General features: G+C 63.8%; 22 protein-coding genes. 10 read left to right on the top strand and 12 right to left on the bottom strand.

Going from position 1 to position 23,808, the window contains the following annotated elements; genetic code table 11:
* Positions 1-77 precede the first annotated feature (77 nt).
* Both ACVWZA_RS01535 and ACVWZA_RS01530 read left to right on the top strand, forming a co-directional pair.
* The gene (locus tag ACVWZA_RS01535) at positions 78-2,456 is read left to right on the top strand and encodes a TonB-dependent receptor (RefSeq protein WP_457309389.1); all 2,379 of its coding nucleotides are present in this window, start codon (positions 78-80) and stop codon (positions 2,454-2,456) included.
* Positions 2,457-2,540: 84 nt separating this feature from the next.
* The gene (locus tag ACVWZA_RS01530) at positions 2,541-3,806 is read left to right on the top strand and encodes a spinster family MFS transporter (protein ID WP_457309388.1); all 1,266 of its coding nucleotides are present in this window, start codon (positions 2,541-2,543) and stop codon (positions 3,804-3,806) included.
* 1 nt (position 3,807) lies between these two features.
* Here ACVWZA_RS01530 and ACVWZA_RS01525 read toward each other — a convergent pair whose 3' ends face one another.
* From ACVWZA_RS01525 to rpmI, 7 genes are all read right to left on the bottom strand, one after another.
* The gene (locus ACVWZA_RS01525) at positions 3,808-5,403 is read right to left on the bottom strand and encodes a peptide chain release factor 3 (protein ID WP_457309387.1); all 1,596 of its coding nucleotides are present in this window, start codon (positions 5,401-5,403) and stop codon (positions 3,808-3,810) included.
* Positions 5,404-5,450: 47 nt separating this feature from the next.
* Positions 5,451-6,332, bottom strand: a complete 882-nt coding sequence (locus ACVWZA_RS01520; protein ID WP_457309386.1) for an aldose 1-epimerase family protein — start codon at positions 6,330-6,332, stop codon at positions 5,451-5,453.
* Between the two features lie 94 nt (positions 6,333-6,426).
* On the bottom strand, positions 6,427-8,817 hold the full coding sequence (pheT, locus tag ACVWZA_RS01515) for a phenylalanine--tRNA ligase subunit beta (protein ID WP_457309385.1): 2,391 nt from the start codon (positions 8,815-8,817) through the stop codon (positions 6,427-6,429).
* A complete protein-coding gene (gene pheS / locus ACVWZA_RS01510) occupies positions 8,814-9,950 on the bottom strand; it encodes a phenylalanine--tRNA ligase subunit alpha (RefSeq protein ID WP_457310040.1) in 1,137 nt (378 codons plus the stop codon). Before pheS ends, pheT begins: the two co-directional genes overlap by 4 nt.
* Before the next feature lie 32 nt (positions 9,951-9,982).
* A complete protein-coding gene (locus tag ACVWZA_RS01505) occupies positions 9,983-10,480 on the bottom strand; it encodes a GNAT family N-acetyltransferase (protein WP_457309384.1) in 498 nt (165 codons plus the stop codon).
* Positions 10,481-10,555: 75 nt separating this feature from the next.
* Positions 10,556-10,921 carry a 50S ribosomal protein L20 gene (gene rplT, locus ACVWZA_RS01500; RefSeq protein WP_034157821.1) on the bottom strand — a complete coding sequence of 122 codons (366 nt, stop codon included), beginning with the start codon at positions 10,919-10,921 and terminating at the stop codon, positions 10,556-10,558.
* A gap of 17 nt (positions 10,922-10,938) precedes the next feature.
* A complete protein-coding gene (rpmI, locus tag ACVWZA_RS01495) occupies positions 10,939-11,142 on the bottom strand; it encodes a 50S ribosomal protein L35 (RefSeq protein WP_183110210.1) in 204 nt (67 codons plus the stop codon).
* A gap of 158 nt (positions 11,143-11,300) precedes the next feature.
* On the opposite strand from rpmI, the gene ACVWZA_RS01490 reads away from it, so the two are divergent.
* Complete coding sequence (locus ACVWZA_RS01490) at positions 11,301-13,505, top strand: AsmA family protein (RefSeq protein ID WP_457309383.1); 2,205 nt, start codon at positions 11,301-11,303, stop codon at positions 13,503-13,505.
* A 93-nt stretch (positions 13,506-13,598) separates the two neighbouring features.
* Here ACVWZA_RS01490 and hisN read toward each other — a convergent pair whose 3' ends face one another.
* Entirely contained in the window at positions 13,599-14,384 is a 786-nt protein-coding gene (gene hisN, locus ACVWZA_RS01485) for a histidinol-phosphatase (RefSeq protein WP_457309382.1), read from the bottom strand.
* Positions 14,385-14,469: 85 nt separating this feature from the next.
* Here hisN and ACVWZA_RS01480 point away from each other — a divergent pair, with 85 nt between their 5' ends.
* The 6 genes from ACVWZA_RS01480 (at position 14,470) to ACVWZA_RS01455 (ending at position 19,504) form a co-directional block, all read left to right on the top strand.
* The gene (locus tag ACVWZA_RS01480; RefSeq protein WP_457309381.1) at positions 14,470-15,528 is read left to right on the top strand and encodes a phospholipase A; all 1,059 of its coding nucleotides are present in this window, start codon (positions 14,470-14,472) and stop codon (positions 15,526-15,528) included.
* 161 nt (positions 15,529-15,689) lie between these two features.
* Complete coding sequence (locus tag ACVWZA_RS01475; protein ID WP_457309380.1) at positions 15,690-16,724, top strand: GGDEF domain-containing protein; 1,035 nt, start codon at positions 15,690-15,692, stop codon at positions 16,722-16,724.
* Between the two features lie 581 nt (positions 16,725-17,305).
* Positions 17,306-17,431, top strand: coding sequence for a hypothetical protein (locus ACVWZA_RS01470; RefSeq protein WP_267134676.1), 126 nt, complete (start codon positions 17,306-17,308; stop codon positions 17,429-17,431).
* 14 nt (positions 17,432-17,445) lie between these two features.
* Positions 17,446-17,751 carry an alkylphosphonate utilization protein gene (locus ACVWZA_RS01465; RefSeq protein ID WP_457309379.1) on the top strand — a complete coding sequence of 102 codons (306 nt, stop codon included), beginning with the start codon at positions 17,446-17,448 and terminating at the stop codon, positions 17,749-17,751.
* 349 nt (positions 17,752-18,100) lie between these two features.
* The gene (ung, locus tag ACVWZA_RS01460; RefSeq protein ID WP_457309378.1) at positions 18,101-18,802 is read left to right on the top strand and encodes a uracil-DNA glycosylase; all 702 of its coding nucleotides are present in this window, start codon (positions 18,101-18,103) and stop codon (positions 18,800-18,802) included.
* A 246-nt stretch (positions 18,803-19,048) separates the two neighbouring features.
* The gene (locus ACVWZA_RS01455) at positions 19,049-19,504 is read left to right on the top strand and encodes a pyridoxamine 5'-phosphate oxidase family protein (RefSeq protein ID WP_457309377.1); all 456 of its coding nucleotides are present in this window, start codon (positions 19,049-19,051) and stop codon (positions 19,502-19,504) included.
* 188 nt (positions 19,505-19,692) lie between these two features.
* Here ACVWZA_RS01455 and ACVWZA_RS01450 read toward each other — a convergent pair whose 3' ends face one another.
* From ACVWZA_RS01450 to ACVWZA_RS01435, 4 genes are all read right to left on the bottom strand, one after another.
* Positions 19,693-19,944: a helix-turn-helix domain-containing protein gene (locus ACVWZA_RS01450; RefSeq protein ID WP_457309376.1), complete on the bottom strand. Its 252-nt coding sequence runs from the start codon at positions 19,942-19,944 to the stop codon at positions 19,693-19,695.
* A gap of 44 nt (positions 19,945-19,988) precedes the next feature.
* Positions 19,989-20,192, bottom strand: coding sequence for a hypothetical protein (locus ACVWZA_RS01445; RefSeq protein WP_457309375.1), 204 nt, complete (start codon positions 20,190-20,192; stop codon positions 19,989-19,991).
* Between the two features lie 89 nt (positions 20,193-20,281).
* Positions 20,282-21,145, bottom strand: a complete 864-nt coding sequence (locus ACVWZA_RS01440; RefSeq protein ID WP_457309374.1) for an NmrA family NAD(P)-binding protein — start codon at positions 21,143-21,145, stop codon at positions 20,282-20,284.
* A 122-nt stretch (positions 21,146-21,267) separates the two neighbouring features.
* Positions 21,268-22,410 carry an alpha/beta hydrolase gene (locus ACVWZA_RS01435; protein ID WP_457309373.1) on the bottom strand — a complete coding sequence of 381 codons (1,143 nt, stop codon included), beginning with the start codon at positions 22,408-22,410 and terminating at the stop codon, positions 21,268-21,270.
* A gap of 174 nt (positions 22,411-22,584) precedes the next feature.
* On the opposite strand from ACVWZA_RS01435, the gene ACVWZA_RS01430 reads away from it, so the two are divergent.
* Positions 22,585-23,775: a diguanylate cyclase domain-containing protein gene (locus ACVWZA_RS01430; RefSeq protein ID WP_457309372.1), complete on the top strand. Its 1,191-nt coding sequence runs from the start codon at positions 22,585-22,587 to the stop codon at positions 23,773-23,775.
* The last annotated feature ends 33 nt before the right edge of the window (positions 23,776-23,808 follow it).

Raw genomic sequence — 23,808 nt, 5'->3', positions numbered from 1 at the left:
TAGCCTCCCGGATCGGTGCACAACCCGGGACGAACCGGGACGCGACAGCGCGGCGCCATTAGGAGGGGAAGAACATCATGTCACGCCTTTACGCCGCACGCACGCTACTCAACGCTGGCGTCGCGATCGCCGCGCTTATCGCCCCATTATCCATTGCGCCCGCTTTCGCTCAGGACGCGCCTGCCGCCGACGAGCCACAGGTTAAAGACTATAGTGATGGCGATATCGTGGTAACCGCGCGGCGCCGCGAAGAGCGGCTGCTCGACGTGCCGGTCGCGATCACCGCCTTTACCGGCGAGGCGCTCGAAAAATCTGGTGCGATCGACATCACCGACCTGTCGAACGTGACGCCCAACACCACGTTCGAAAATTCACGTGGCACCAATTCGACGCTGACCGCCTTCATCCGCGGCGTCGGCCAACAGGATCCGGTGCCCGGCTTCGAAGCCGGTGTCGGCATCTATCTCGACGATGTCTATCTCAACCGTCCGCAGGCGTCGGTACTCGACATCTATGACGTCGATCGGATCGAAGTGCTGCGCGGGCCGCAGGGCACGCTCTATGGCCGCAACACGATCGGCGGCGCGATCAAATATGTCACCAAGCGCCTGCCTGACGATTTCTCGGTCAAGGTGAAGGGCTCCTACGGTTCGTATCAGCAAGCCGACGGCATTCTGTCGGCGAGCGTACCGATCGGCGACATGCTCAAGATCGGCGGATCGATCGCGCGACTATCGCGCGGCGGCTTTGGCGACAATCTCAATCTCGGCATCGAGAATTACAATAAGGACGTGTACGCGGCGCGCGGCACGATCGAGTTCCAATCGCCCGACAAAAGGCTCTTTGTGCGGCTGACCGGCGATTTCACCCATGACAAGTCGAACGCGCGCAACGGCCACCGGTTGATCACCGGCCTGCTGACCGGCGCGCCGGTACTGAGCAATGTGTACGACACCCGCGCCGGCCTCAATCAGCCGCGCCAGGACGTCCAGGCCGGCGGCGGGTCGATGGCGATCACCGCCGAACTCACCGACAATGTAACGCTGCGCAGCATCAGCGCGTATCGCGAGGACCGCTCGAACGCGCCGATCGATTTCGATTCGCTGCCCTCGGCCGATGTCGATGTGCCCGCAGTTTACCGCAACAACCAGACCAGCCAGGAATTCCAGCTGCTCTATACCAGCGACAAGCTCAACGGCATTGTCGGCGCCTATTATCTCGGCGCCGAAGCCTCGACCGCATTCGATGTGATATTGGGCACGACGGGGCCGCTTATCGGCATTCCCGGCCTCAACGCGTATACTGCGGGCAATGTCCGGACCGAGACGATCTCCTTCTATGGCGACTTCACCTATGACTTCACCGACTGGGTCAGCCTGACGCTCGGTGGCCGCTACACCAACGACCAGCGCAAGTCGCGTGTGCTCAAACAGACCAAGGCGGGTGGCGCCTCGCCGCAGTTCGGCGGCACCGCGGTGATATTGTCGACCCAGACCGATTTCCGCGGCGAAGCGACCTATAAGCGCTTCACCCCGCGTGCGTCGCTCAGCTTCAAGCCGATGGAAAACCTGCTCGTTTACGGATCCTTCTCGCAGGGGTTCAAGGGCGGCGGCTTCGATCCGCGCGGCGGTGGCAACGTCGCTCCCGACACCAACCGCGACGGCGTGCGCAGCTATCAGGAGATTTACGATTTCCTCTCGTTCGACCCCGAAACCGTCAACACCTATGAAGTCGGAATCAAGGGTTCGGCATTCGACCGCCGCCTGACCTTTGCGCTCGACGGTTTCTATTCGCAGTATAAGGACGTCCAGATTCCCGGCTCGATCGGCGTCGATGCCAATAATGACGGCATCTTCGAAAGCTTTGTCGGCGTGACCACCAACGCCGCCAAGGCGACACTCAAGGGCATCGAACTGGAGACCATGGCGGTCCTGTCGCGCGATTTCGCGGGCGCCGGCTCGGCGATCACGCTCGCTGGTACGCTGGGCTATATCGACGGCAAATATGATCGCTTCATCGGCACGACCGGCGCCGACATCTCGAATGTCCGCGTCATCCAGAATACGCCGGACTTCACCGGATCGGCGACGCTCGGCGCGGTGCTGCCGATTGCCGGCGGCGAACTCAGCGCCTCGACGACCTATTCCTATCGCAGCGAAACGCATCAATTCGAGACGCGCAGCCCGTTCCTCGATCAGCCCGGCTACGGCCTGCTCGACGCGAGCATCGTCTACAGCTTCGGCGACGACAAATACTCGATCGGCGTGCACGGCAAGAACCTGACCAACGAGCGCTATATCACCTCGGGCTATCAGTTCCTGACCACCGGCATCGACGGTACACCGGTGCGCACCGGTACGGGCAATGTCGTCCCCTCGCTCGGCCGCGAAGGCACCGTCACAGCCTTTTACGGCAATCCGCGCCAGGTTTTTGCGACCTTCACCGCGAAATTCTGATCCGGCGTTTCTTTTAAGAGGGGGATGGAACCGGGCGCTCGACACGGTACGAGTGTCCGGTTCTTTCTATCGGGGAGTGGCGCGATGGCGACGAAGACACCGGCAACCAAGTCGCGTTACCCATCCGTCGTGCTGGCGATGCTGCTGCTCGTCTATATCTTCAATTTCCTCGACCGGCAGATTCTCGGCATTCTGGTCCAGCCGATCAAGGCCGATCTCGGCCTGACCGACACGCAACTCGGCGCGTTGGGCGGGATCGCCTTCGCGATGCTGTATTCGACGCTCGCCATCCCGCTCGCTCTGCTTGCCGACCGCACCAGCCGCAGCTGGGTGATCACGGCCTCGCTGACGGTGTGGAGCGGCTTCACCGCGCTGTGCGGCATCGCCACGGGCTTTTGGCAGTTGTTCGCGTTCCGCCTCGGCGTCGGTGTCGGCGAGGCGGGCGGCGTGGCGCCATCCTATGCGCTGATCGCGGACTATTTCCCGCCGGAACGCCGCGCTCGCGCGCTGGCGATCTATTCGCTCGGCGTTCCGATCGGGCTTGCAGCGGGGACCTTGCTCGGCGCGTATATCGCCAACCATGTCGACTGGCGTGCGGCATTCCTGCTCGTCGGCCTCGCCGGAATCATCATCGCGCCGATCTTCCGCCTTGTCGTGAAGGAGCCGCCACGCCCCGCCGCGCCCAAGGGTGCCGCCCCGATTTCCGCCGTGTTCGCGGTCCTCGCGAAAAAACCAAGCTTCTGGCTGATGGCTTTTGCCGCCTCGATGAGCTCGATGGCCGGTTATGGCCTCGCGTTCTGGGTACCATCGGTGTTGATCCGCAGTTTCCACTTCGACCTCGCCACCACCTCCTATTATTTCGGCTCGCTGCTGCTCATCGGCGGGGTGGCTGGTGTGTTCCTCGGCGGCGTGCTGGCCGATCGGCTGGGCAAGACCGATCGCGGTTTCTACGCCAAGCTTCCCGCCTTCGCCTGGCTGATCACCGCGCCGCTGTTCATCGCCGGCTTTCTTTCGCCGTCACCGGTGGTCGCCTGGGCGTTCTTCCTGATTCCCAACGCGCTCAATATATTGTGGCTCGGGCCGCTGGTCACCGCCGTCCAGCATCTCGTGCCGGCGCATATGCGCGCGACCGCGTCGGCCAGCTTCCTGTTCATCAACAATTTGATCGGCCTGGGCGTCGGATCATGGCTGATGGGCCGAATGTCCGATTACATGACGCCGCAATTCGGTAATGAGGCGCTGCGTTATTCGGCGATCATCGTGGTCTGCTTCTACTTCGTCGCAACGTTGCTCGCCTTCCTCGCGATCAAGCCGCTGCGGCGCGATTGGGTGGACGAACCGGCGGCTTGAATCACCGCTCGCGCGTCGCGGCGAACTTCACCTTGGGATAGCGGTCGGACACGTAACCCACGTCCCACGCCGTCTTGGCGAGATAGACCGGGTTGCCATCGCGGTCCTTGGCCATGGCGTTGCGATTGAGGTCCATGAACGCCTTGAGATCGGCGGGATCCACCGCAGAGATCCAGCGCGCGGTGTCGAATGGCGCCATTTCCAGCCCCGCATCGACCTTGTATTCCGCCTCGAGCCGACTGAGCAGCACCTCGAGCTGGAGTTGGCCGACCACGCCGACGATCCAGTTGGAGCCGATCTCGGGATAGAAGACCTGCGTAACCCCTTCCTCCGCCATGTCGTCGAGCGCCTTGCGCAGCTGCTTGGTCTTGGTCGGATCCTTCAGCGCGACACGGCGCAGGATTTCCGGCGCGAAATTGGGCAGCCCGGTGAAGCGCACATCGGCCCGCTCCGACAGCGTATCGCCGACGCGTAACGTGCCGTGATTAGGGATGCCGATGATGTCGCCGGGGAAAGCCTCATCGGCGAGCTCGCGGTTCTGCGCGAAGAACAGGATCGGCGAATGGATCGCGATCGGCTTGCCATGCCCGGTCGGGGTCAGCTTCATCCCGCGTTTGAACGTCCCCGAACAGAGCCGCATAAACGCGATCCGGTCGCGATGGTTGGGGTCCATATTGGCCTGGACCTTGAAGATGAACCCGGTGACATCGGCGCGGTTCGGCAAAACGGGGGCTGGCTCGGCTGGTTGCGGGCGCGGGCCCGGTGCGTGCTTGCCGAGCGCGGCGATCAGTTCCGCCACACCGAAATCCTTCAGCGCGGAGCCGAAATAGACCGGCGTCAGGTCACCTGCACGATACGCCTCGACATCGAAGCCGGCATAGCCGCCCATCGCCAACTCCGCCTCGTCGCGCAGCGTCGCGAGACCGCTTGCGGAAATGGTCTGCGCCAGTGCGGGGTCGTCGAACCCGGTAAAGGGAATGGCCTTGCCCATGAACTCGCGCGATGGCCCCTCGGGCTGGCTCAGCGTGTTGCCGTGCAGGTCGTACACACCTTCGAAATCGCTGCCCATGCCGACCGGCCAGCTCATTGGCGTGACGTCGAGTGCCAGCACATCGGCGATCTCGTCGAGCAACTCGAACGGCGGCCGTCCCTCGCGATCGACCTTGTTGACGAAGGTGATGATCGGCACCGAGCGCAATCGGCACACTTCGAACAATTTGCGCGTCTGCGCCTCGATGCCGCGCGCGGCATCGATCACCATCACCGCGGAATCGACCGCGGTCAGCGTGCGATAAGTATCCTCGGAAAAGTCTTCATGCCCCGGCGTATCGAGCAGGTTGAAGGTCAGCCCGTCCTTCTCGAACGTCATCACCGACGACGTGACCGAAATGCCGCGCTGCTGCTCGATCTTCATCCAGTCGGAGCGCGCGCGCCGGTTCTGTCCGCGCGCCTTCACTTCGCCGGCGAGATGGATCGCACCGCCGAAATAAAGCAATTTCTCGGTCAGGGTGGTCTTGCCGGCGTCGGGATGCGAAATGATCGCAAAGGTGCGCCGGTCGGAAATGGGATCGGAAATATGGTCGGAACTGGTCGTCATCGCGACCCCCTACCCGGTCGCCCCTCGTGAAGTCGAGAGACGATGGCTCAGGGCACCAGCGTCACGCGCAGCACGATATGCCGCTCTGCGCCGGGCGCGAGCTCGAATATGCCGGGCTTGGCATAGAAATCGCCGTCATAGCCTTCGGGATCGGCAATGCCGTGCCACGGCTCGACACAGACATAATGGGCTCCCGGCTTGGTCCAGACGCCGAGCTTCGGCGTATCGGGAAATTCGATATCGAGCGTAGGCCCGCTCGCGCCGCCATAGGTCAGACGTTGTGACTCGATCGGATCCCACACCAGCGCATCATGCTCGAACAGCGCATCGCGCAAGGCGAGCTTATTCCCCTCGACCGGCGATTCCCGCTCCCCTGCAGCGATGAAGCCCGCTTCGGTGACCTGCTTCAGCCGCCCCGGCTCGTCCTGTTGGAACAGGATGCGGTGGTCGGCGCGATCCACGCCATAAGGCAGCGGCCAGGCAAAGGCTGGATGCCACCCGAAACTGGCCGGCATCGCGACCTCGCCGGTATTGCCGATGCGCGCGGTCATGGTCAGCGTGGCATCGACGATCGCAAAGTCGATTTCGAGCAGGAAATGGAACGGATAATTGTCCTGCGTCTCGCTGCTGTCGACCAGCCGGAACGTCGCGCGCGCTGCCTCTTGCCGCACCACCGCGAAGGTCGACCGGCGCGCAAAGCCATGTTTCGGCATCGGATACTCGACGCCATCGACGCGGATCACGTCATCGCTCACCCGCCCGACGATCGGGAACAGGATCGGCGCGTGCCCGGTCCAGAACGCCGGATCGGCATCGGTCATCAGGTCGCACCCCGCGGCATCGCGCAGCCAGTTCAGCTCCGCGCCATAGGGATCGATCGCGGCGGAAAGGCCGTCGCTGGAGATTTGAACGAGCGTAGTTTCAGTCATGCTCTACCTTATCCGTTCGCGTCGAGCGAAGTCGAGAAGCCAGTTCCAGCTATCACTGTCTCGACGTCGCTCGACACGAACGGACGTGGAGCAATCACCCTCGCAAACTGGCCCCAAGCTTGGCCGCCGCCGCGACGACCTTGTCGGCGATCGCCTTCAGTTCTTCGTCGGTGAAGCTCTTCGCGCTCGGCTGCAGCGTGATTTCGACCGCCAGGCTTTTCCGCCCTTCCTCGACGCCGGCACCGGTGAAGACATCGAACAGCCGCGCGCTGGTGATCGCCGCCTTGTCCGCTCCCCTGATCGCACGGACCAGCGAGTCGGCGGCCAGATCGGCGGGCACCAGGAAAGCGAAGTCGCGCGTTACCGCCTGCAGCGCGGGCGGCGCATAGGCCGGACGCATGAAACCACCCGATACCTTGGCGCCGCGCTTGGGTGGGATGGCGTCAAGATACAGCTCCACTCCGGCGACCGCGCCGTCAAGGTCGAACGCCTTGAGCACCAGCGGATGGATCATGCCGAACGCGGCGAGCACCGTCTTCGGCCCGAGCCGCAGCGTGCCCGACTGGCCTGGGTGCCAGGCATCGCCAGCCTCTCCGAACACCTGCAGATTATCGACCGGCGCGCCCGCAGCGGCAAGCAGCGCGAGCGCCTCGGCCTTGGCATCGAACGCATCGAAGCCCGCCGCCTTGCCGCCGCGCCAGCCACGCGGGCGGGAATTGCCGGCGAGGATCACGCCCAACGTCGGCCGCTCGGCATCGGCCAGATAGCGACGCCCAACCTCGAACAGGCGCACACTCGGTTGTCCGCGCTTGAGGTTACGCGCGGCGGCCGACATCAGCCCGGCGAGCAAGGTCGGCCGCATCACCTTCAGGTCTTCGCTGATCGGATTGGCGAGGCTCCACTTACCCCCGCCGAATGGCGCGGCTTCGGCTTCGGAAAGAAAGCTCCACGTCACTGCTTCGTCGAAGCCACGCGCGGCGGCGGCGCGGCGGACGCGGCGTTCGAGCTTCTGTTCGGGCGTCGCAGTCGGTTTCGCTACGCCGGGCAGACGCTCCAGCGGCGTCGATGGCACGTTATCAATGCCCTCGATGCGGATTACTTCCTCGACCAGGTCGGGATAGCCCTCGACATCACGGCGCCAGCTCGGCACGCCAACCTGCCAGTCGGCCGAGACGGTGAAGCCAAGGCTTTCGAGGATCGCTTTTTGGCGCTCCGGCGCGACTGCAAGGCCGCCAAGCGTTTCCGCCCGCGCAGGATCATAGGAGATGGTCCGCGCCTCGACCGGCGGCGTCCCGCCACGGGTCACCTTGCTTGCCGTCCCTCCGCAAATCTCGGTGATCAGCCGCGCGGCAATGGCGATGCCGTCATCGAGGAACGCCGGATCGACGCCACGCTCGAACCGCTGCCGCGCGTCACTGGTCAGGCCAAGTTTCTGCCCGGTGCGCGCGATATGGTGGGGATCGAAATAGGCGCATTCGATCAGCACTTCAGTGGTCGTATCCGACGCACCCGAATGCTCGCCGCCCATGATGCCGCCGATATCGTGCACCTGAGTGTCATCGGCGATGACGGTCATGGTTGCGTCGAGCGTATAGGTCTTGCCGTTGAGCGCCAGCACCTGCTCGCCGTCCCGCGCCCGGCGCGCGACCAGCTTGCCGGTCAGCGTCGTGCGGTCATAGACATGCAGCGGTCGGCCGAGATCGAACATCACATAATTGGTGATGTCGACCAGAGCCGAGATCGGCTTCTGCCCGATCGCCTTCAGCCGCGCCTGCATCCACGCCGGCGCCGCGCCATTGGTCACGCCCGACACGGTCTGACCGAAGAAAGCGGGGCAGCCTTCGGGATCGTCCGTACCGACTAGCGGCCCGTCACCCTCGCCGGTCACCGCATCGACCTTGAGCGGCTTGAGCGTGCCCATGCCCGCAGCCGCAAGGTCGCGCGCGATGCCGCGCACGCCCATGCAATCCTGTTTGTTGGGCGTGACGCTGACATCGATCACCGGATCGTTGAGACCGGCATAATCGGGATAAGGCGTACCGATCGGCGCATCGGCGGGCAGCTCTATGATGCCGTCATGATCGTCACCCAATTCAAGCTCACGCGTCGAACACATCATGCCGTTCGAGACCACGCCGCGAATCTCGGCGACCTTCAGCGTCATGTCGCTGCCCGGCACATAGGCACCGGGCGCGCCGAACACGCCGATCAGCCCGGCGCGGGCATTGGGCGCACCGCACACGACCTGCATCGGTGCCCCATTATTGAAATCGGGCCCGGCATCGACCGACAGGATTTGGAGTTTGTCGGCTTGCGGATGACGCTCGGCGCTCAGCACCCTGGCAACCTTGAACGCGGCGAGCTTCTCGCCCGGATTCTCGACGCCTTCGACTTCGAGGCCGACGCGCGTCAACGCTTCGACGATCGCATCGAGCGAAGCGTCGGTATCGAGATGCTCGTGCAGCCAGCTCAGCGTGAACTTCATGCCCCCACTCCCCCGCTCAACGTGGGCACGTCGAGGCCCGAGAACCCATAATGCTTCAACCAGCGCGCATCGCCGTCGAAAAAGGCGCGCAGATCATCCATACCGTATTTGAGCATCGCCAGCCGGTCGATTCCGCAGCCGAACGCGAAACCCTGCCATTCGTCGGGATCATAGCCGCCGGCGGCGATCACCTTGCGGTGGATCATTCCGCTGCCCAGCACTTCCATCCATCCATCCGAACCGCCGATCACGCGTTTGCCATTGACCAGGCTGTAACCGACATCGACCTCGGCAGAAGGCTCGGTGAAGGGGAAATAGCTCGGGCGCAGCCGCAGCACGACATCGTCGCGCTCGAAAAAGGCGCGCAGGAAAGTCTCCAGCGTCCATTTGAGATGGCCGAGCGTGATGCCCTTGTCGATCACCAGTCCTTCGACCTGATGGAACATCGGCGTGTGCGTCGCGTCGCTGTCCGAACGATAGGTACGGCCCGGCGCGATGATGCGGATCGGCTTGTTTCCGCCCGCCGCCTGCATCGCGCGGATCTGCACCGGACTCGTGTGGGTGCGAAGTAGCATCCGCGAGGAACCTAGCGCGACCGGCGGCGAGCCAAGCTCGCCGTCCGATGACGGGCTTTGCCCGTCGCGGGCAGTGCTCCCCTCCGATTGCGCCGGGAAATAGAAGGTGTCGTGCATTGCCCGCGCCGGATGCGTCTCGGGAATGTTGAGCGCGCTGAAATTATACCAATCATCCTCGATCTCCGGACCGGTCGCGACCGCAAAGCCCAGATCGGCGAAGATTTCCGCCAGTTCGTCCATCACCTGGCTGACCGGGTGGATCGTCCCCGCAGGCAGCGCATCCGCCGGCAAGGTCATGTCGATCGTTTCGCGCGCAAGCCGTGCGTCAAGCTCGAGCCGTTCGAACATCGCCTTATGGTTGGCGATCGCGGTGGTCACCGCTTCGCGTAACCCCTGAATCTTCGGCCCCTGCACCAGCCGTTCGCCGGGCGACATGCCGCCCAATGTCTTGAGCAGCCCGGTCACCGCGCCCTGCTTGCCGAGCGCATGGACGCGCACCGATTCGAGCCCTTCCAGGCTGCCCGCCGCATCGATCGCGGCGAGCAGGTCGCGCTGCATGTGGTCAAGACTGGTCGTCTGATCAGGATCGGTCATGCGGGTCTTCCATTGCTGGTCAGGTCGATCGCCCAGGTGATGAGCGCACCGTCTTCGGGATCGTCGCGCGTACCGGTTCGAACGAAGCCGTTCTTGTCGAGCACACGCTGCGAGCCCGGATTGTCCACGCTGGTCTCAGCGGTCAAGCTGGAACGACCATGGCTACGCAGCATCGGCAGCAATATGGCGATCGCGCGAGTCATTACGCCGCGCCCCTCATGCGTGGGCGCGATGCCGTAGCCGATCTCGTACCTGCCATCGGTCGATTGCTTGGTGAAGCTGATCATGCCCACAACCTCGTCGCCATCGGCGATCATCCAGGCGACCGGGTGATCGCTGGTCGTTGCGACGCCCTTGGTGACGTCGCGCAGCATCGCCGTCATTTCGGCCGGGCCGATGCTGCCTTCGCACTGGATCAGCCCATCGGCACGCACAGGCGATTCGCCGAGCAGCCAGGCGAAATCCTGGTCGATCATGGGGTGCAGATTGATCATGAATCTCGATTCCCAACGAAAAGGGCGCGGAAGGCATAGCCTCCCGCGCCCCAAATCCGGTCGCTACAGGTCGCCTCAGGCGGCCTGGGGCAGAGCCGCCTTCGCCTGAGCGATGATCGCGCTAAACGCCGCGCCTTCGTGCATCGCGATGTCGGCCAGGACCTTGCGGTCGAGATCGACGCCGGCGAGTTTCAGGCCGTGCATGAACGTGCCATAGGTCAGGCCTTCGACGCGGACGGCCGCGTTGATTCGCTGAATCCACAGGGCACGGAACGAGCGCTTCTTAACCTTGCGGTCGCGATACGCATATTGTCCGGCCTTCTCGACGGCCTGACGGGCGATACGGATGGTGTTCTTGCGACGGCCGTAAAAGCCCTTCGCCTGTTCGAGAACCCGCTTGTGCTTGGCATGGGTGGTTACACCCCGTTTGACGCGTGCCATTGTCTAATTCCTTCCGCTCAACCGAGACCGTAAGGCGCCCAGGCCTTGACCGCGGCCGTATCGGCCTTGGACAATAGCTTGGTGCCGCGATTCTGGCGGATGTACTTACCGTTGTGATGCAACAGGCGGTGACGCTTGCCGGCAACGCCGTGCTTCAACAAACCGGTGGCAGTGAGCTTGAAGCGTTTTTTGACGCCGCTCTTCGTCTTGAGTTTGGGCATTTTCGTCTCCTTATGAACGCGACGATTTATGAACAGCCACGGCAGCCCATACCGGCCGGGCAGTTCCTCTTACTCGCGAAAGGCGGGCGCATAACCGGGAGTCGGCGCAAATGCAACCACCGGGAACGATTTGGTGCCGCCGGGCGCTTGCATAGCCGATGACCGAAACCGATGAACCCGTAACGACCCCAGCCGACATCGTGCCGGAGACCGGCGCGGCGCCAATAGTCGAATCGGCCAAGCCAATTGCGGCGACGCCCTGGTACAGGCGGCGCTACCGCAAACACACCCCGCTCGGCTGGATCGGGCGTATCTTGCTTGGACTGCTGGTCGCGATCATATTGGCCTGGGCGATCCTGTTCATCACCAAGGGACGCTTCCTCAAACATATTTTCGAATCGATCGCGAGCCGATCGGCCCATCGCGAGGTCAAGGTCGCGGGCGATTTCCAATTCTATTTCAATCCCATCAACCTCAAATTCTACGCCGAGGGACTGAGCGTCACCAACCCGGACTGGGCGCGCGCCGGCGGCGGCCCGGCCAATTTCTTCGAGGCAAAGCGGATCGATGCGCGCTTCGCACTCGTGCCGTTCGTGTTTCGCGGCGTCAAACGGGTCAACCGCCTGGAGCTTGATGGCGCAAAGGTCGATGCCGAATGGGACAAGGCACGTCAGCGCAACAGCTGGACGTTCAGCGAGGGCAGGGGCAAGCCGCTCGAGCTGCCGCTGATCCGCAGCGCCACGATCAGCGGCACGCAGATCCGCTACCGCGACCCGTACATGCAATTGTCGGCCGATGTGACAATCGAAACCGCCAAGGCGGCCGACAGCCGCTTCGCCAGCGCGATCCGCTTCAACGGTACCGGCGGTGCGCGCGGCACGCCGTTTACGATGACCGGGGCATTGCTGTCCCCCAACGCCACAGTCACCGGGGGCGAGAATCAGCTGCTGGTTCATATCGATGGCGCGCGGACCAAGCTCGACATCGCCGGCACCCTGCCCGGCGCGACCGAGCTCGAAGGATCGAAGCTGCGGGTTACGGCGCGCGGACGCAATCTGGCCGATCTGCTGGCGGTGATCGGCGTGGTGATCCCGGAAACGCGCACTTACACACTCAAATCGGCGCTGACCAAGGCCGGCAATGAGTGGCGCTTCACGCGTCTCGGCGGGCATTTCGGCGACAGCGATATCACCGGTTCGCTAACCGTGAAGATGAAGGAACCGAGAATATTGCTGACCGCGACGCTGGCAACGCGCAAACTCGACATTATCGATGTCGCGCCGTTCATCGGCTATAATCCCGACCTGATTGCGGCCAAGGGTGCCGCAGGCGCGATCACCACAGTCGGAGGCACGCCTCGATTGCTGCCCGACGCCAGACTGCAGGTCGAGGCACTGCGCAATTTCGATGCCGATGTCCGCTACACTGTGCGTACCCTGCGCGCACGTAGCCTGCCGGTGTCGAACATCGCGCTGACGCTGAAGCTCGACAGCAGCCTGCTCACTTTGTCGCCGCTCACTTTCGTAATGGCGCGCGGCAACGTCGCGTCGGACATCATCATCAATGCGCGTCGCGCGCCAGTGATCACCGACTATGATATCCGCCTGTCACCGACGCCGCTCGGCGTGCTGCTCGCGGGCTGGGGTGTCGAAGAATCGGGCACCACCGGTACTGTCAAGGCACGCGCGAAGCTGAGGGGCGTCGGCAATACCGTGCACGACTCGCTGAGCAACGCGAACGGACGGATCGCGGTGATCCTGCCCAAGGGCAGTTTCTGGACGCGAAATATCCAGCTGTCCGAACTCGATCTCGGTACGTTTGCGTACAAGATGTTCCAGGGCAAGCTGAAGGAACCGGTGCAGATCAATTGCGGACTGATCGGTTTTACGGTGCGCAACGGCATCGCCGCCGCCGACCCGATCCTGATCGACACGCAGAAGAATGTGATGATCGGGCGCGGCGGGTTCAGCTTCCGCAACGAAGCGGTCGATGTCGCCTTCCGCGCCGATGGCAAGAAGTTCAGCCTGATCTCCGCCCAGTCTCCCGTCGCGATCGGCGGTTATTTCGCGGCCCCCGCGATCAACCCGATCAGCCCCGAACTGGTCGGTCGCGCCGGTGCCGGGCTCGGCCTGAGCCTGCTCGCGACGCCGCTCGTCGGCGTGCTCGCCTTCGTCGATGTCGGTGACGCCAAGTCGGCGGCATGTGGTCCGATCCTGTCGGGCGCGCCTGCCAAGGCGCAGCTCACCACCAAGGGCAAGCCACGCGACGATGTCGGCAAGGGCACCACCGCCAAGGCCGAGAACGGCAAGAAATCGGACGCGGAGAAGAAGGGCGAGAAGAAGAAGTTCCTGGGGATCTTCTAATTCCTCCCTCGCTTCAGCGCGTGGCGGAGGGGGCGCTCTCCACGGGAGCAGCGTTTGCGGCTCCTCCATCGGTTCCCGAAGGAGGAATTGGAGTTAGCTGTGGCCCCGGCACCTCAGTGCTTCAAGGATTTCCTCGACCCGCGCCGGATCGCCCGCCGCGATCACCTCTCCGATACTGTCGACGGTCAGCGGGTCGCCCGACCAGTCGCACATGCGCCCCCCCGCGCCTTCGACGATCGGTACCAATGCGGCGAAGTCGTGCAGTTTGAGCCCGGCCTCGACCACCACATCGAGCCAGCCGCTGGCGACGCCACCATAATTATAGCAGTCGCCGCCCAGCACCGTGCTCATCACACCGGCTTCGAGATGTTCAAAGGCATGAAGCTGGCCGTCATCGAACAGCGCCGGCGACGTCGTCGCGAGCAATGCCTGAGCGAGATCGGGGCAGCGCCGCGTCTTTGCCGGCCGGCCATTGAACAAGGTCGGACGGCCGATCACGCCGAGCCAGCGTTCCTTGAGGATCGGCTGATCGAGCACGCCCAGCACCGGCCAGCCATCGGCGACCAGCGCGATCAGCGTGCCGAAGATCGGGCGGCCGGAGATGAAGGCGCGCGTGCCGTCGATCGGATCGAGCACCCAGGCACGGCCGCTGGTCCCTTCGCGCACGCCATATTCCTCACCGATGATCGCATCGGCCGGATATGAGGTTTCGATCAGCTCGCGCATCGCGCGTTCGGCGGCGCGGTCGGCCAACGTCACGGGCGAAGCGTCTGCCTTCGCCTCCAGGCCGTGAGGCTCGCGAAAATAAGGGCGGATCGCCGCGCCCGCCGCGTCGGCAAGGCGGTCGGCAAAGGCGATATCGGATGGGGAGACGCGCATCGCCCTCGCCTAGCTTTCTCGATCGCCGACCGCCAGCCGCGAATCGAGACTCGCATCCGTAACAAACGACTGGCATCACGCCGCGATGCACAGTCTTGCCACCGCTCCCATCCTGACATTGCTGGCCGTCGCCATGCCGGCCGCCGCCCAGCTCCGCCCGCTGGCCGAGCCACCGGCGTCGGCCGCGGCGGCCCGGGACGGGGTCGAGGTTTTCCTGATCAACGAGGGCCAGGTCGCGCTTCCCGCTACCGGTCCCGATACGATCGACACGGTGGCGAAGGACGGCACGACGCTGCGCCTGGTCGCGGCACCAGATGGGCAGGCGACAGTGCCGCCCGGCGGCTTCGTCCGCGTGCATTACCGCCTCGCCGCTGCCCAGGTCACCGCGACGACGGCCAGCACGAAGGTGGCGGTGCCAGCAACGGACCGCGGGCCGGAGACGCTGGCGCGCGGATCGACCGGTACCGCAGCCGCGCTGACCGACCGAATCGGTCCCTATGAGCCGACCTATGGCGTCTATGGCCCGGGCGATGCTGGCGCCAAGATGCAGTTCAGCGTAGCGATCAGGCTGTTCGGCGATGAGGACGGCCTGCGGTTCAAAGGCGCCTATACCCAGACGATGTTCTGGGCGCTCGACAAGCCGTCGGGGCCGATCCGCCCGACCACCTACAGCCCCGAACTGTTCGCCGAACTGCCGCTCGATCAGTCGACGATCCTCGGACTGGGGTATCGTCACGATTCGAACGGCGAGGCGGGCGGCCAGTCGATCGACGTCAACCGCTTCTTCGTGCGCGCGACCAGGTCGTTCGACCTGGGCGACCACTGGCGCTTCGAGCTGACACCGCAAGCCTGGTTCTACGCGAGCCGGGTGGGTCGCGGCACCGATCTCGACCGCTATTGGGGTTATACGTCGCTCAGCGCCTCGATCGCCGAGACCGATGGGCTGAAAGTCGCGGGCACGCTGCGTGGCAACCCAGGCACCGGCAAGGGCGCGGGCGAATTGTTCATATCCTACCCCCTCACCAGAGTCGGCCCGGTGGGCCTTTACCTCTTTGGCGAGGCCTTTACCGGCTATGGTGAAGCGCTCAGCCGATTCGACAGCAGCGACAGCCATGCCCGCGTCGGTTTCGCCTTCACGCGTTAAGATGGTTTTCGATAAGGCCGCGTGCAGCATTGCTCGATACGGTATCGTTACGGTCAGTCACTCGTTATTAGCAGTTCAACATTATCAGCCATGCCAACGGAAAGTCGCATCACAAGCGACGTGAGTCGCACGCGAAGGTGATCAGAGGCAAAGAGGCGGGCATGACGGGCGTAAATACACAGCGGGTGGCGGACACCGTTGACGCATCGACCCAGCTATTCTGTCGGGTGGGCGAGTTCCTGCGCGACAATCATCTCAGCCCCGATCCGCTTCATTATGCCTTTGCCCATCGTGTTCTTACCGACACTCGCGGGCCGCTGGCCCGGGCAGTCGCGCACCTCACCGATGGCGGCGTCAGCCTGTCACGGCGCGACATCGAGAATCTCGGCGGCGAGATCGGCGCGCTCACCGCACCGACCCCGACCGAAGCGATCGCGCTTGCCAAGAGCGACGGATTGGTCGCGCAGACCCTGTTACAGGTCGAAGGCTTTGCCGATATGATGCAGGCGATGCGCGACGACACCGAAGGCTTCGGTCGCGACCTGGCGGCGAGCGCAGACGAGATCCGGCGCAGCCATGAAACGGTCGCCGTCGATGAGGTGGTGCGCATCACGACGCGCATGCTCGATCGTGTGAATGTCGCGGAAACCCGGCTCGAAGCGGCGACCCACGAAGCGGCAGAGCTGCGCGCCAAACTGGAAGAGGCGCGCGACAACGCGCGCCGCGATCCGCTCACCGACCTGCCCAATCGCCGCGCGGTCGAAGAAGCCTATGCGGCGAAGGCGACCGCCGACGAACAAGTCTGCCTGGCGGTGTGTGACATCGACCATTTCAAGACGGTCAATGACCGGTTCGGCCATTCGATCGGCGACCGCGTGCTCAAGGCGATCGGCGAGGCGCTGCGTCAGGCCTGCGAGGGACATATGGTCGCGCGTTATGGCGGCGAGGAGTTCGCGGTGCTGTTCGTCGGTATCGAGCGCGAGGCCGCGCTGGCGACGCTTGAAAATGCGCGTGAAGCCGTCGCATCCAAACGCTATCGCTTGCGCGAATCCGACGAGCCGCTGGGCGCTGTCACTTTCTCCGCCGGGCTGACCATCGCGAAGCCGGAGGAGGTGTTCGGCACGGTGTTCGCCCGCGCCGACAGGCTGCTGTACGCCGCCAAGGACGCCGGCCGGAACCTGAGCAAGACCGGCTGATCGCGACCTGCCAATCATTGGTGCAGAATGCTGCGTAATTTGGCAAGAGATGCGATGTTCAGCGGCGTAAAAACCTAATATCCTTGAAATACAGACAGTTATAAAACTGGCACGCTCCCTGCAATTCCCTTTGCATCGGTGGCCGGATGGTCCGGATCGCCGAACCAAGGGAGTAAATACCATGTCCGTCCGTTTCGAAGCCTTCCAGCGCGTCGCTTTCTCGCTCGTTGCCTCGCTCTTCGTCGCCGCCGTGATGATCAGCGCCGCAGTCCCCGTCCTTCCGGTTGCATAACCGGAACGACAACCATCCGACCAATACCGGGACCAGATAAATGACCCGCAGCATCTTCCTCGGCGTCGCCTCCTTCGCGATGACCGTTCTCATGATCCTCAGCCAGGGCGCCGCAACCGGCGCGAACATGATCAGCTGAGCGACGGCAGGCCCGGCAGGGCGCGCGATCGGGCATCCGACGCCGCGCCCTTACCGGCCCCAATATACCGCAAGCGGTATAAGCACGGTATTCCAGCCCCTTTTTCGTGTAAGACGGGGCGCGGGCGTCTCGCCCCGAAGGAGAGCCGTGATGGCCAAGAGCCAGAAGAAATCCAACAAGGAAGTCCGCAAACCCAAGGCCGAAAAGGTCAAGACGATTGCCGCCAACAGCTCGACCAAGGGCAAAGCGGTCGAGATGACCACGATCAAGAGCTGATCGGCGCCTCGGGTATGACCGATGGCGACGACGAATTCGTCTATGACGAGGCGAGCGGCGAGTGGATCAGCGCGACCGACGCGCGCACCAAGGCTAGCAACAATGCTGTCGAAGTACGCGACGCGGTCGGCAATCTGCTCGCCGATGGCGACCAGGTGACTCTGATCAAGGACCTGACCGTCAAGGGCGCCGGCCAGACGTTGAAGCGAGGCACGCTGATCAAGTCGATCCGACTGACCGGCGATCCCCAGGAAATCGATTGCCGCTACGAAGGCATCAAGGGCCTCGTACTGCGTGCGGAGTTCGTCAAGAAACGATGAGCGATGGCGCGAACGGCGGGGATGCATTCTCGCACCTGCGTATGCTCTTTCTATCTTCCATAGAATCGACATACGGTCGCTGTTCGATCTTTCATCCTGGGACATCGTGCACTGGCGCGATAGGCTGATGCCGACGAACGCGCGACCCGGTCTCGCTAGCCGTCACAACTGCGATGCCCGATTGGGAAGCTGATGATTTTACGACATGCTGCTCAAGCGGCTGGATCAGGTTGCGTGCCGTCCGACTCCCCGATCTGCACTGCCTGCCCGCTCAGCCCGGATTGCCCCTCGGCCCGTTGACAGCCCATGCGGCGCGCCGGCACTGACGGCGCAACGAGAAGGAGCACCGATGACCGACATCAAGCTGCATCCCGGCTGGCTCGAACCGCTGCGCGCCGAATTCGACAGCCCGTACATGCACGCGCTGAAAAGCTTCCTGGTCGCGGAAAAGGCGGCGGGGACGCGGGTCTTTCCGCGTGGCGAGGAGTGGTTCCGCGCGCTCGACCTGACGCCATTACAGGATGTGCGCGTCGTGATCCTCGGCCAGGATCCCTATCACGGCGAGGGGCAAGCGCATGGGCTGTGCTTTTCGGTCAAGCCCGGCGTCCGGACGCCGCCATCGCTGGTCAATATCTACAAGGAACTGGCGAGCGATCTCGACATTGCGCCGGCCCGGCATGGTTTCCTCGAACACTGGGCACAGCAGGGCGTGCTGCTGCTCAATGCGGTACTGACGGTGAGGATGGGCGCTGCCGCCTCGCATCAGGGGCGCGGCTGGGAGAAGTTCACCGATGCGGTGATCCGGCTGGTCAATGCGCAGGACCAGCCGACAGTGTTCATGCTGTGGGGGTCGCATGCGCAGAAGAAGGCGGCATTCGTCGACAGCGTGGACCGCGGCGGGCGCCATCTGGTGCTGAAGTCGGTGCATCCCTCGCCGCTATCCGCGCATGGCGGGTTCTTCGGCAACCGGCACTTCTCCAGGGCAAATGCGTTCCTCGAAACGCATGGCCGGACGCCGATCGATTGGGCACTGCCCGCGCTTCCAGCGTGAAGCGGGCCGGATGATCGGTTGGAGGTGACAACCAATCGCGGTGCATTCCATCATATTGACCTGAACGTCAGCGATCTGGTGGCGGCAGGGCGGTCTATGGGCCAGTGCTCGAGTTTCTCGGCCATGCCTGCGTCAAGGATGGCGACAAGGGATGCGAGTGGGATTTGGAGATCGAGGGGCGTGGCGGGCGGAGCGAAGGCGGAGTTGAGGCGTTGGCGGCATTCCAGATTGGAAGGAGAGAAAGCCGTGCCCAAGACCCTGTCCGACATTGCCGAGAGCATGCGCGATATCGATTTCGCGATGCTGTCCACCCTTACCGATGGCGGCGCAATCGGGGCACGTCCGATGAGCAACAATCGCGACGTCGACTATGACGGCGACAGTTTCTATTTCACCACCGACGATACGCGGATGGTGACCGACATCGCCGCCGATCCCAAGGTCTCGCTGAGTTTCCAGGGCAAGGCCGGGATGCTCGGCATGCGGCCCTTCTTCGTCGCGATCGAGGGCCACGCGGCGCTGATCCGCGACAAGGCGCAGTTCGAGCGGCATTGGACCAAGGGGCTCGATCGCTGGTTCAAGCAAGGCATCGACACGCCGGGCCTGGTGCTGATCAAGGTGCGGGGCGAGCGAGCGCATTATTGGGACGGCGAGGACGAGGGCGAAGTGATGATCAAGGCCGGAGCCGGCGCTCCGGGCTGAGCGCCTGAGCAAGCGCGGCGGAGAAGGAGAAGCGGGATCGCCGCTTTCGCGGTGATGACCGTGGCGGGTTGGTCCAATGCTATTCTGCTCCAGCTTCTGGAGAACTGACCCTGTCACGATAGCTACGGCCGTTGAATCGCATTTCCGGGAGAGGCCTGTTCCGAACCACCGACACTGATTTGGAGACCTTACGCGATCAGCAAAGCCGGATCGGGGAGCGACGCGATCAGGTCGGCCGGGTCGGCACCGATCGCGCGTGCGACCGCGCGGAGTTCTTCATGCGTGATCGGTTCGCCTCGTTCGATGTCGAACAGCCGGGCGACCGATATGCCGGTCCTCGGGGCAAGCTGATCGAACCGCACAAGCGCCTGCAAGCGCCACGCGCGAAGCCAGGGATCGCCGGTCGCGACCCGCAGCGCGACCGGATGGTCCGGTGCCAATCGCGACCGGGGCCCAGGCGCTGGCTGTTGGTCTTTTCCGCGCATCACTGCACCGCGAACAGCGTCAGTTGCCCGACGGGGCTGGTCAGAACCGCCTTCGCTTCGAGCGCCGCGTCGACCGCTTGCCGATAATGAATTGTACGGCACCGCTCCGCTTCGTCGAACCCCGTCGGCGCCCAGTCTTCGGACGGATAACAGGCGTCGTAGATCGCGCGAGCCGCCGCACGCAGGTGCAGATCGTGCTGCATTCCAACTCCATAGATGACGAATCACCGCAGGTTCGGTGAGTCGCCAATTAGAACGGAAAGAGAACATTGGGCAAGGGCGAATTGGTCGATCAGCTGTCACGCGACGCTTCGACCAACTGCCCGATATAGTCTTGCAGCGTTATTTGACCGCGGATCGGTGCCTCGGGCTGTTCGTAATCGCCGTCGAGCGTAATTCCGGTCATGCGCGCATAGGAATCGGCGGCGCGGTCGGAAAAGCCGAGCGCCTTGTATCCCTCAACCCATTGTTCGCGCGGCGTCGCGACCGCCTCGACCGGCCTGCTCAGCGCGGCCGCGAAGGCGGCGGCGACATCGGCGGAGGAATAACCCGCCGGCCCCTCGACATAATGGATGCCGGTGCGATCGTCGGCGACCAGGCGCGCGGCCTGCTCGCCGAGATCCTGCGGCGCGACCATCGGCAGCTTGAAATCGACCGGATACATGGTGTGGACGACGCCCTCCGCGCGCGCTGTTTGCAGTGCGGCGTCCCAATTGCTGAAATAATAGGCGGCGCGAATGATGCCGGCGGGGATGGCTTGCGCCTTTGCCCCCTGCTCCAGCGCATGGAGCGTGTTGAGATCACCGAGCCGGTCACCGGCCTGTGCGCCATAAGTCGATTCAACGACGATCTTCTCCAGTCCCGCGCCATCGAGTGCGGCGAGGATCGCGGCGACGGTGCGCTTCTCCTGTGCATCAGTGTCGGTTTTGGGGTCGGCCGGGGGATTGAGCAGGAAAGCGCGCGTGCCGGTGGCAAGGACGCGGCGCAGTGCGTCGGTATCGAGCACATCGGCGACCGCAACCTTCGCGCCCGCCCGTTTCAGATCGTCCGCCTTCGCTTCCTCACGGGTGACGATGGTGACTGGCTCGCCTCTGGCCAGCAGCGCCTTCGCCGCCGCCGACCCGACATGGCCCGTTCCGCCAAGGATGATGTGCATAAATCCGCTCGCGCCATGGACAAGGTTCAACCAACGCGATGCCCGCGCTGCGGTTCCTGGAAACGGCGGCGCATTGCGGTCAGTCAGCGCACGCGCCCTGCGGAGGGCGCGGCCGACGCGGGTCAATCGGGTTTCAAAATCCCCTCATCCGCCAGCATGCGGGCGAATGTCTGGTCGGTGACATAGTCGATGAAGCTGTGCCTCAGGCGCGGCGGATCGGTGTAATATTGCCGCATCATGCCACCATAGGCTTCTTCGTCGATCGCCCGCCCAACCTCCGGATTAAGGCCGAAGGTCGTGGGATTGAGCCGCGACCCCAGGCCGAGAAATTTCCGCAGCACCGGATCACCGGTATTGATCGTGTAGCGGAAGCTTTTGACATCGGGGAGCGGGCGAAGCTTGCGGCACCCCTGATTGCGATCGAGCCGCTCCTGCTCGCTCACGTCGCAGAAATCGATCCGCCCGACCGCGGCGGCCATCAGCAGGATATGGAGACGGTTGTTCCGGCCGGCGACCGGCGGTTTCGGCGTCAGCAAATGCCTGTAATCGTCCCCCCATGCTGCGGTCGCCTTCTCGGTCGCGTCCCGAAACTCCCTGGAATAGACCGGATCGCCCAGCGCCGAGAGAATGACCGAGGCGCCCCGGCTATGCGCGATGAGATAGATTTCCTGGCCGTGAAACTGATCCAGCACCCGGCGCAGGCCGCGCGAACCGGCAAGCTGGCTGTTGCCGACGGCGTTGAACCAGATCTTCGCCCCGAAGATGCCCTTGCCGGTCAGACCATCCCAGTAGAAACGCAGCACGCCGTCATCGGGCCGCAGATCGAGCATGGCCTTGATCTCGTTAAACGGCGGGTCGGCCTCGGCGACGGAATTGTTATAGCCATGAACCAGGATGAAGATGCGCTTCTTGCCGCCGGCAAAGGCGCGGAGCTGCGCCAATTGCCGCTTCTCGTCGGATTCGATCAGCGCGCGGAAGCCGGGATTTGGTTGAAGATAGGTTTCGCCCAACAGGCTGGCGGCCTTCCACCGGCGTGGCCCGCGCCACGTGTCGCATGGCTGCGCGCGCGACCCGAAATAGCCACACCAGCCGGTCGGATAAAAGCTGCCATTGGGATCGACAAAGACTGCCGCGTCGGCCGGGGCGGCACCCGCCCGGTCGTCCGCATAGATGAAGCGTCCGGCGGTCGGGAAGACGTGGCCATAACAACCCGACAGCGCCAACGCCGCCGCGACGATCATCCAGACGCGAATGGCACGCTGCATATCGGGAACCCCCTGGTCAGATGAAACCGTGATACCGCCCGACGTCAATCCGGGTCGGCACCAATTCAGTGATACGGGTCGGCCGGTTCGGGCGACATGATGGTTTACGGCATCTTTACCGCGCCAGCCGATAGTTCCGACGGGCCGGGACGGGAACGAGGGGGCGGGGAATCGATGCGATCGACGATATCTACCGGTCGCATACTCGCCCGACCGCAGCAATGGTTGCGGCAATTGGCCCGGCAATGGTCGCCGCCGGTGCCGGTCGATGTGTGCGACAACATGCTCACATTCCAGTTCAGCAGCATCCACCGGCAGATCCCGACCCTTCATCTCGCCGCACTGATCAACATCGTGATCGTCGATTATGTTCTGTGGCATCAACACACACCCGTTCGCTATTATGGCTGGACCGCCGGGGTGGCTCTGTTCAGCCTGTTCCGTATGGTCATGTGGCATCGCCGGCGTGACGCGGGCGGCAATTCCGCAGCGCTGTCCCGTTTCCTGCGCGGCACCAACATCGCCGCTACCGGATCGGTCGCGCTGGTCAGCGGCTTCAGTGCGTTCAGCTATGCAGGTGGCGGGCTCGATTTTCCGCTGCTCATCCCGATTTCGCTCGCCTTTGGCGCGTTCAGCATCGCGCATTGCCTGGCGCCATTGCGCTTCGCATCGATCGCCGCGTTGCTGGTCGGGATCTTGCCGACCGCCATGGTCATGTTCGTATCGGGTAATTTCATGGCGATGGTGCTGGCGGTGAGCATGACCAGCGTTGCGCTGCTCAAGATCGGTTTCCTGCGCGATTACCACCGCCAGATGGTCGCGATGCTGGTGCTGCACCGCCGCGTCGAAACGCTGGCCAATGCCGATACGCTGACCGGCCTCGCCAACCGGCGCGCGATTTGCGAGGCGATCGAGGATGCGCTGGCGGATGCCGAGGCGCGCGGCGACAGCGTGACCGTGGCGCTGGTCGATCTCGACGGGTTCAAGGCGATCAACGATACGCATGGCCATCATGTCGGGGATGCGCTGCTGCGGGTCGTCGGCGAGCGGCTGACCGAGCATGCCGGACCGGGCGCGAAGGTCGGTCGGCTTGGCGGCGATGAATTCGTGCTGATGCTGCGCGAGAAAGCGACCGCGCTGTCGATCGACGCGCGGCTGACCGGAGTGATTGCCCGGCTGTGCCAGCCGGCGCAGATCGAGGAGCTGACGATAAAGGTTTCGGGCAGCCTGGGCTTCGCCTCGTCCCCGGCCGGCGGGCGCGATCTCGATACGCTGCTGCGCGCCGCCGATGAAGCGCTTTACGCCGCCAAGCGCAGCGGCAAAGGTCGCGCGCTGAGTCACACGGCGGCGCGGCGGGCGGCCTGAACAAGACATCTTCGCCCACCTCGCCATGACCGG

Source organism: Sphingomonas sp. UYAg733, assembly GCF_054057355.1.
This window is presented reverse-complemented; position numbering and strand designations above follow the sequence as displayed.